Raw genomic sequence first — 8345 nt, forward strand, 5'->3', positions numbered from 1 at the left:
ACCTAGGAGGTCGCCGAGGCCGAAGCCGCCGAGGCACAGGCCGAAGCCTCCACGGACGCCGCGCCCCGCAAGGAGAACGACCGATGACCGCACTGCTCGAAGTCGAGGACCTCCGGGTCGCCTACGGCAAGATCGAAGCCGTCAAGGGCATCTCCTTCAAGGTCGACGCCGGCCAGGTCGTCACCCTCATCGGCACCAACGGCGCCGGCAAGACCACCACCCTGCGCACCCTCTCCGGCCTCCTCAAGCCCGTCGGCGGCCAGATCAAGTTCCAGGGCAAGTCACTGAAGAAGACCCCCGCCCACCAGATCGTCTCCCTCGGGCTCGCCCACTCCCCCGAGGGGCGGCACATCTTCCCCCGCATGACGATCGAGGACAACCTCCGCCTCGGAGCCTTCCTGCGCAGCGACAAGGCAGGCATCGACAAGGACATCCAGCGCGCCTACGAGCTCTTCCCCATCCTCGGGGAACGCCGCAAGCAGGCCGCGGGGACGCTCTCCGGCGGCGAGCAGCAGATGCTCGCCATGGGCCGCGCGCTCATGTCCCAGCCCAAGCTGCTCATGCTCGACGAACCCTCCATGGGCCTCTCGCCGATCATGATGCAGAAGATCATGGCCACGATCTCCGAACTCAAGTCCCAGGGCACCACCATCCTGCTCGTCGAGCAGAACGCCCAGGCAGCACTCTCGCTCGCCGACCAGGGACACGTCATGGAGGTCGGCAGCATCGTCCTCTCCGGATCCGGCCAGGACCTCCTGCACGACGAGTCGGTCCGCAAGGCGTACCTCGGCGAGGACTGAGCCGACGCCTTAACAGCCCGGCTACTCGCATACGGCTGAGGCCCGCACCCGATGACACGGGGTGCGGGCCTCAGCCGTATGTACGTGTACGCGCGCGCTACTCGCGACGCGCTCAGCCCTTCGCGGCCTTCTTCTCGTCGGCGTCCTGAATGACCGCCTCAGCGACCTGCTGCATCGACATACGACGGTCCATGGACGTCTTCTGAATCCAACGGAACGCCGCCGGCTCCGACAGGCCGTACTCCGTCTGCAGCACCGACTTCGCACGGTCGACGAGCTTCCGCGTCTCCAGACGCGTCGTGAGATCCTCGATCTCCTTCTCCAGCGCCTTCAACTCCGTGAAGCGCGAGACAGCCATCTCGATCGCCGGAACGACATCACTCTTGCTGAACGGCTTCACCAGATACGCCATCGCACCGGCGTCGCGGGCACGCTCCACGAGGTCGCGCTGCGAGAACGCGGTGAGCATCAGCACCGGGGCGATGGACTCCTCCGCGATCTTCTCCGCGGCGGAGATGCCGTCCAGCTTCGGCATCTTCACATCGAGGATGACGAGGTCGGGGCGGTGCTCCCGGGCGAGCTCGACGGCCTGCTCACCGTCACCGGCCTCGCCCACGACCGTGTACCCCTCTTCTTCGAGCATCTCCTTGAGGTCGAGACGGATCAACGCCTCGTCCTCGGCGATGACGACACGGGTCGTCAGCGGAGGCACGTGCGACTTGTCGTCGTCGGGCGCGTCTACGGGCTGGGGCGACTCGGGGGCGGTCACGGGGGCTCCTCGTTCAGGGCGGGGTACTGCTGACAAGAGCGTACCTAGCTGCGGTATGGTGGTGACACAGCGGGAGACCGCTGACCTTCGTTTCGAAGGGGCCCCGGTAGCCCAGCGGTAGAGGCCATGGATTCAAAACCCATCCAGCGTCGGTTCGAATCCGACTCGGGGCACTTTTCCTTGGATCCCAAGGTCACCATTGGAAAGTGGATGTTCACGTTCTCGTGAATGTCCACTTTTTTACTGCGCACTGTAGTGATCAGCCACGCAGAGTGGGCGCATGTACGACATGAGCACACGCAAGCGGGCACTCGCGTTGGTAGGCCAGGGCCGCAGCCTGAATTCCGTCAGCAAGCAGACAGGCATCTCACGCGCTGCGATCCGCTCCTGGCAAGACCGGATCGAACCACTGCCCCGCATGACCACTCCAGACCCCGGCCCACCAGCAGATGAAGCTGCGTACGCCTACCTACTGGGCCTCTATCTCGGCGACGGCTGCATCAGCCCGCACATGCGCGGCACCGGCTACTACCTCAGAGTCGCGTGTGCTGATGCGTGGCCCGGACTCCTACAGCTGTGCCGCGAAGCCATCACGAAAGTACGTCCCGGCATCGGCGTCTACATCCTCCAGAAGCAGGGCTACGGGATGGTCACCAGCTACAGCCGCCACTGGCCCAGCCTGTTCCCCCAACACGGCCCCGGCAAGAAACACGAACGCACGATCGCCCTCGAACCCTGGCAACAGAAGATCGTGGACGTCCACCCATGGGAGTTCATCCGTGGCCTCATCCACTCCGACGGCTGCCGGATCACCAACTGGACAACGCGCGTGGTCGCGGGCGAGAAGAAGCGCTACGAATACCCGCGGTACTTCTTCACGAATCTGTCTGCGGACATCACACGGCTCTACACCGACACCCTCGACAAGGTCGGCGTCGACTGGAAGCAGTCCAACTCATGCAACGTATCCGTCGCTCGCCGCGCCTCCGTAGCCCTACTGGACACCCACGTAGGGCCCAAGTACTGACCCCGCAGCCCTACTTGGGGCTGTCGTCCTCGCCGATGTGATGCACACGCACCAGGTTCGTCGAGCCGGAGACCCCGGGCGGGGAGCCGGCCGTGATGACGACCACGTCGCCCTTTTCGCAGTGGCCGTACTTCAGGAGCAGCTCGTCCACCTGGTCGACCATCGCGTCGGTCGAGCCGACGTGAGGGCCGAGGAAGGTCTCGACGCCCCAGGTCAGGTTGAGCTGGGAGCGGGTGGCGGCGTCCGGGGTGAAGGCGAGGAGGGGGATCGGGGAGCGGTAGCGGGACAGGCGGCGGACCGTGTCGCCGGACTGCGTGAAGGCGACCAGGTACTTCGCGCCCAGGAAGTCGCCCATCTCCGCCGCCGCCCGGGCGACCGCGCCGCCCTGGGTACGGGGCTTGTTCCGGTCGGTCAGGGGCGGGAGGCCCTTCGCCAGGATGTCCTCCTCCGCCGCCTCGACGATGCGGGACATCGTGCGGACCGTCTCGATGGGGTACTTGCCGACGCTCGTCTCGCCGGACAGCATCACGGCGTCCGTGCCATCGATGACGGCGTTGGCGACGTCGGACGCCTCCGCCCTCGTCGGGCGGGAGTTGTCGATCATGGAGTCGAGCATCTGGGTGGCGACGATGACCGGCTTGGCGTTGCGCTTGGCGAGTTTGACCGCGCGCTTCTGGACGATCGGGACCTGTTCGAGGGGCATTTCGACGCCGAGGTCGCCTCGGGCGACCATGATGCCGTCGAAGGCGGCGACGATGTCGTCGATGTTCTCGACGGCCTGGGGCTTCTCGACCTTGGCGATCACCGGGAGGCGTCGGCCCTCTTCGTCCATGATGCGGTGGACGTCCACGATGTCGCGTCCGCTGCGGACGAAGGAGAGGGCGATGACGTCGCATCCGGTGCGCAGGGCCCAGCGGAGGTCGTCCTCGTCCTTTTTGGAGAGGGCGGGGACGGAGACGGCGACGCCGGGGAGGTTGAGGCCCTTGTTGTCGGAGACCATGCCGCCTTCGATGACGGTGGTGTGGACGCGGGGGCCGTCGACTGAGGTGACTTCGAGGCAGACCTTGCCGTCGTCGACGAGGATGCGTTCGCCGGTGGTGACGTCGGCGGCGAGGCCGGAGTAGGTGGTTCCGCAGGTCTGGCGGTCACCCTCCGTGCCCTCTTCCACCGTGATGGTGAAGGTGTCTCCGCGTTCAAGGAGTACGGGTCCTTCGGTGAAGCGGCCGAGTCGGATCTTCGGGCCTTGAAGGTCGGCGAGGATTCCGACGCTGCGGCCGGTCTCGTCGGAGGCCTTTCGCACGCGCTGGTAGCGCTCCTCGTGGTCGGCATGGCTGCCGTGGCTGAGGTTGAAGCGGGCTACGTCCATTCCGGCTTCGACCAGTGCCTTGATCTGGTCGTACGAGTCGGTGGCGGGGCCCAATGTACAAACGATTTTTGCTCGGCGCATGGTTTGAGCCTAGGCCTTACCAGCGGGTAGGGAATTGGTCGGGCATGACTACTCAACAACCTTTGCGTGAAGGGCTGTTGACAAGTGTTGAATTGTGCACGGGGCCGCTCCGATGAGCATTTCGGAGGGCCTTCAGAGCACCGGCGGTGACATTGTGAAGCGGGCGTTGACCTGTGCGTAGACGTGCTGTCGTTCGGGTTCGAGGTCGAGGGCCGGGGCTCCTTCGGGGGCTGACGCGTCGAATGCCATGGTGCGCATGGACCGGGCGGCCTTGGCGTCCATGCCGTAGGGCTGGGCGTTCTCGGCGCCGATGTCGGCGAGTTCCACGAGGGCGGCGAGTGTGGCGCCGAGGGCTTCGGCGTATTCGCGGGCGCGTTGGACGGCTTCGCGTACTGCCTGTTGCCTGGCCTGGCGGTGGGCGGGTGAGTCGTGGCGCAGGGCCCACCAGGGGCCGTCGACGCGGGTGAGGTCGAGGTCGGCGAGGCGGGTGGTGAGTTCGCCGAGGGCGGTGAAGTCGGTGAGTTCGGCGGTGATGTGGACGCGGCCGTGGTAGGCGCGGATGCGTTCGCCTCGGCCGTGTTTGGTGAGTTCGGGGGTGATGGAGAAGGCGCCGGTTTCGAGTTTCTCGACTGCGTCTCCGTAGGTTTTGACGAGGTCGAGGGCGGTGGCGTTGCGGCGGGTCAGGTCGGTGAGGGCGTCGCGGCGGTCGGTGCCGCGGGCGCTGACGGTGATGCCGATGCGGGCGATCTCGGGGTCGACTTCGAGGTGGGCTTCGCCGCGGACGGCGATGCGGGGTGCGTCGGGTGTGCCGTACGGGGTCGCGGGTCGAGGTTCATCGACGGCTGAGGTCATACGTCCCACTCTGTCACCGGCGGCCCGTTTCCGGGCCTTGTCGGTCATCAGATCGAAACCTGCGGGGGCTGTTGCGGTACGTCATGACCGGGTCAGAATCTACGCGCGTATCTGCGTGTGTCGTCGACCGTTCCCCGAGGAGTAGCCCGTCATGCCGTTGAACCGTCGGAAGTTCCTGAAGAAGTCCGCCGTGACCGGCGCGGGTGTCGCCCTGGCCGGTGCGGCCGCGGCGCCGAGTGCTCAGGCGGCGGAGGCGGCGGAGGCTGCGGTGGCGAAGGGTGGCAGGAAGCCGAAGCGGTACTCGCTGACGGTGATGGGCACGACCGATCTGCACGGTCACGTCTTCAACTGGGACTACTTCAAGGACGCGGAGTACAAGGATTCGGCGGGCAACGCGCAGGGTCTGGCGCGGATCTCGACGCTGGTGAACGCGGTCCGCAAGGAGAAGGGCCGGTGCAACACGCTGTTGCTGGACGCCGGTGACACCATCCAGGGCACGCCACTCACGTACTACTACGCGAAGGTCGATCCGATCACGGCCAAGGGCGGGCCTGTCCACCCCATGGCTCAGGCGATGAACGCGATCGGCTATGACGCGGTGGCGCTCGGCAACCATGAGTTCAACTATGGAATCGAGACGCTGCGGAAGTTCGAGTCGCAGTGCCGTTTCCCGCTGCTGGGTGCGAACGCGCTGGACGCGAAGACGCTGAAGCCGGCTTTCCCTCCGTACTTCATGAAGACGTTCCATGTGAAGGGCGCGCCGCCGGTGAAGGTGGCCGTGCTGGGTCTGACGAACCCCGGTATCGCGATCTGGGACAAGGCCTATGTGCAGGGGAAGTTGACGTTCCCGGGTCTGGAGGAGCAGGCGGCGAAGTGGGTGCCGAAGCTGCGGTCGATGGGTGCGGACGTGGTGGTCGTGTCGGCGCACTCGGGTTCGTCGGGCACGTCCTCGTACGGTGATCAGTTGCCGTACGTCGAGAACTCGGCGGGGTTGGTGGCGCAGCAGGTGCCGGGGATCGACGCGATTCTGGTCGGGCACGCGCATGTGGAGATTCCGGAGCTGAAGGTCACCAACACGAAGACGGGGAAGACGGTCGTCCTGTCGGAGCCGTTGGCGTATGCGGAGCGGTTGTCGCTGTTCGACTTCGAGCTGGTCTTCGAGAAGGGCCGGTGGACGGTCGAGTCGGTGGCGGCGTCGGTCCGCAACTCGAACTCGGTGGCCGACGACCCGAAGATCACGAAGCTGCTGAAGGACGAGCACGACGTGGTCGTGGCGTACGTCAACCAGGTGGTCGGGACGGCGACCGAGACGTTGACGACGGTGGAGGCGCGTTACAAGGACGCCCCGATCATCGACCTGATCACGAAGGTCCAGGAGGACGTGGTCAAGGCGGCGTTGGTGGGGACGGAGTACGCGTCGTTGCCGGTGTTGTCGCAGGCGTCGCCGTTCTCGCGTACGTCGGAGATCCCGGCGGGCGATGTGACGATCCGGGATCTGTCGAGTCTGTATGTGTACGACAACACGCTGGTCGCGAAGTTGATGACGGGTGCGCAGGTGCGGGCGTACCTGGAGTACTCGGCGCAGTACTTCGTGCAGACGGCGGCCGGTGCCGCCGTCGACGTGGAGAAGCTGACGAACGCGGGCAACCGGCCGGACTACAACTACGACTACGTGTCGGGTCTGACGTACGACATCGACATCGCTCAGGCGGCGGGTTCGCGGATCAAGAACCTGTCCTACAACGGTGTGGCGCTGGACGGCGCGCAGCAGTTCGTGTTCGCGGTGAACAACTACCGGGCCAATGGCGGTGGGGCGTTCCCGCATGTGGCGTCGGCGAAGGAGCTGTGGGCGGAGTCGACGGAGATCCGTACGCGGATCGCGGAGTGGGTGACGGCGAAGGGGTCGCTGGACCCGAAGGAGTTCGCCTCGGTGGACTGGAAGCTGACACGTGAGGGGAGGCCGGTCTTCTAGTCGGCTTCCATTCGGCTGGCTGGCTGTTGCGCGGCTGGTTGGCTTCTATTCGGCGAGTGGTGTGAGCATCCGTGGCTGCTGCCTGGCGGGCGGGATCTGGGGCTGCTGGGTGAGTCCGAAGGTCGTGAAGGCCGTTCGGCTCGGCAGCGGGTAGGGGTCTTTGCCCGTCAGGGAGTTGAGGATGCTCGCGCTGCGCCAGGCGGTGAGGCCGAGGTCGGGGGCGCCGACGCCGTGGGTGTGGCGTTCGCCGTTCTGGACGTGGACGGCTCCGGTGACGGAGGGGTCGAGGACAAGGCGGTGGCGGTCGTCGATGCGGGGGCGTCCGGAGGCGTCGCGGCGCATGTAGGGGTCGAGTCCGGCGAGGATTCGGCCGAGGGGGCGTTCGCGGTAGCCGGTGGCGAGGATGACGGCGTCGGTGGTGATGCGGGAGCGGCTGGCCTGTTGGGCGTGTTCCAGGTGGAGTTCGACCTTGGTGGTCGCGATGCGGCCCGCGGTGCGGACGTGGACGCCGGGGGTGAGGACGGTGTCGGGCCAGCCGCCGTTCAGGGTTCGGCGGTAGAGCTCTTCGTGGATGGCGGCGATGGTGTGGGCGTCGATGCCTTTGTGGAGTTGCCATTGGGCGGGGACGAGGCGGTCGCGTACGGGTTCGGGCAGGGCGTGGAAGTAGCGCGTGTAGTCGGGTGTGAAGTGTTCGAGCCCGAGTTTTGAGTACTCCATGGGCGCGAAGGCCTCGGTGCGGGCGAGCCAGTGGATTTTCTCGCGTCCTGCGGGGCGGTTTCTGAGGAGGTCGAGGAAGACCTCGGCGCCTGACTGTCCCGAGCCGATGACGGTGATGTGTTCGGCGGTGAGGAACCGGTCGCGGTGTTCGAGGTAGTCCGCGGCGTGGATGACGGGCACGCCGGGGGCTTCGACGAGGGGGCGGAGCGGTTCGGGGATGTAGGGGGCGGTGCCGATGCCGAGGGCGATGTTCTTGGTGTAGGTGCGGCCGAGTGCTTCGGCTTCGCCGTCGCTGTCGAGTTGGGTGAAGTCGACTTCGAACACGTCGCGTTCGGGGTTCCAGCGGACGGCGTCGACCTGATGGCCGAAGTGGAGTCCGGGGAGGCTGTCGCTGACCCAGCGGCAGTAGGCGGCGTATTCGGCGCGGTGGATGTGGAGGCGTTCGGCGAAGTAGAAGGGGAAGAGGCGGTCGCGGGCCTTGAGGTAGTTGAGGAAGGTCCAGGGGCTCGCGGGGTCGGCGAGGGTCACCAGGTCGGCGAGGAACGGGACTTGGAGGGTGGTGCCTTCGATGAGGAGGCCGGGGTGCCAGTCGAAGGTGGGCCGCTGTTCGTAGAAGGCGGTGTCGAGTTCGGCCAGGGGGTGGGCGAGCGCGGCGAGGGAGAGGTTGCAGGGGCCGATGCCGATGCCGACGGGTCGGCCCTGACGATCGGCCGGGGTGACCCCCGCTTCAGCGGGGCCGTGACCTCGCTGGGCGCGCTGGG

7 protein-coding genes and 1 tRNA gene are annotated in these 8345 nt (G+C 66.5%); 4 read left to right on the plus strand and 4 right to left on the minus strand.

Going from position 1 to position 8345, the window contains the following annotated elements:
• Positions 1 to 83: 83 nt before the first annotated feature.
• Complete coding sequence (locus O3Q52_RS43575) at positions 84 to 800, plus strand: ABC transporter ATP-binding protein (protein ID WP_269654062.1); 717 nt, start codon at positions 84 to 86, stop codon at positions 798 to 800.
• 112 nt (positions 801 to 912) lie between these two features.
• Here the strand turns inward: O3Q52_RS43575 and O3Q52_RS43580 are convergent, their stop codons facing one another.
• A complete protein-coding gene (locus O3Q52_RS43580) occupies positions 913 to 1569 on the minus strand; it encodes an ANTAR domain-containing response regulator (protein WP_055615813.1) in 657 nt (218 codons plus the stop codon).
• A gap of 100 nt (positions 1570 to 1669) precedes the next feature.
• On the opposite strand from O3Q52_RS43580, the gene O3Q52_RS43585 reads away from it, so the two are divergent.
• Together O3Q52_RS43585 and O3Q52_RS43590 are read left to right on the plus strand one after the other, a co-directional pair.
• Positions 1670 to 1742, plus strand: a tRNA-Leu gene (locus tag O3Q52_RS43585).
• Between the two features lie 107 nt (positions 1743 to 1849).
• Positions 1850 to 2596, plus strand: coding sequence for a helix-turn-helix domain-containing protein (locus tag O3Q52_RS43590; protein ID WP_269654063.1), 747 nt, complete (start codon positions 1850 to 1852; stop codon positions 2594 to 2596).
• Between the two features lie 10 nt (positions 2597 to 2606).
• Here the strand turns inward: O3Q52_RS43590 and pyk are convergent, their stop codons facing one another.
• Entirely contained in the window at positions 2607 to 4043 is a 1437-nt protein-coding gene (pyk, locus tag O3Q52_RS43595; RefSeq protein ID WP_269654064.1) for a pyruvate kinase, read from the minus strand.
• A 132-nt stretch (positions 4044 to 4175) separates the two neighbouring features.
• Entirely contained in the window at positions 4176 to 4895 is a 720-nt protein-coding gene (locus O3Q52_RS43600) for an SIMPL domain-containing protein (RefSeq protein ID WP_269654065.1), read from the minus strand.
• A gap of 151 nt (positions 4896 to 5046) precedes the next feature.
• Between O3Q52_RS43600 and O3Q52_RS43605 the strand changes: the two genes are divergently transcribed.
• Entirely contained in the window at positions 5047 to 6867 is a 1821-nt protein-coding gene (locus O3Q52_RS43605) for a bifunctional UDP-sugar hydrolase/5'-nucleotidase (RefSeq protein WP_269654066.1), read from the plus strand.
• A gap of 45 nt (positions 6868 to 6912) precedes the next feature.
• Here O3Q52_RS43605 and O3Q52_RS43610 read toward each other — a convergent pair whose 3' ends face one another.
• Positions 6913 to 8268 (minus strand): lysine N(6)-hydroxylase/L-ornithine N(5)-oxygenase family protein, encoded by a 1356-nt coding sequence (locus O3Q52_RS43610; RefSeq protein WP_269654067.1) that lies wholly within the window; start codon positions 8266 to 8268, stop codon positions 6913 to 6915.
• Between the last annotated feature and the right edge of the window lie 77 nt (positions 8269 to 8345).

The sequence above is a fragment of the Streptomyces sp. ActVer genome, from assembly GCF_027270795.1.
Lineage (GTDB): Bacteria > Actinomycetota > Actinomycetes > Streptomycetales > Streptomycetaceae > Streptomyces > Streptomyces umbrinus_A.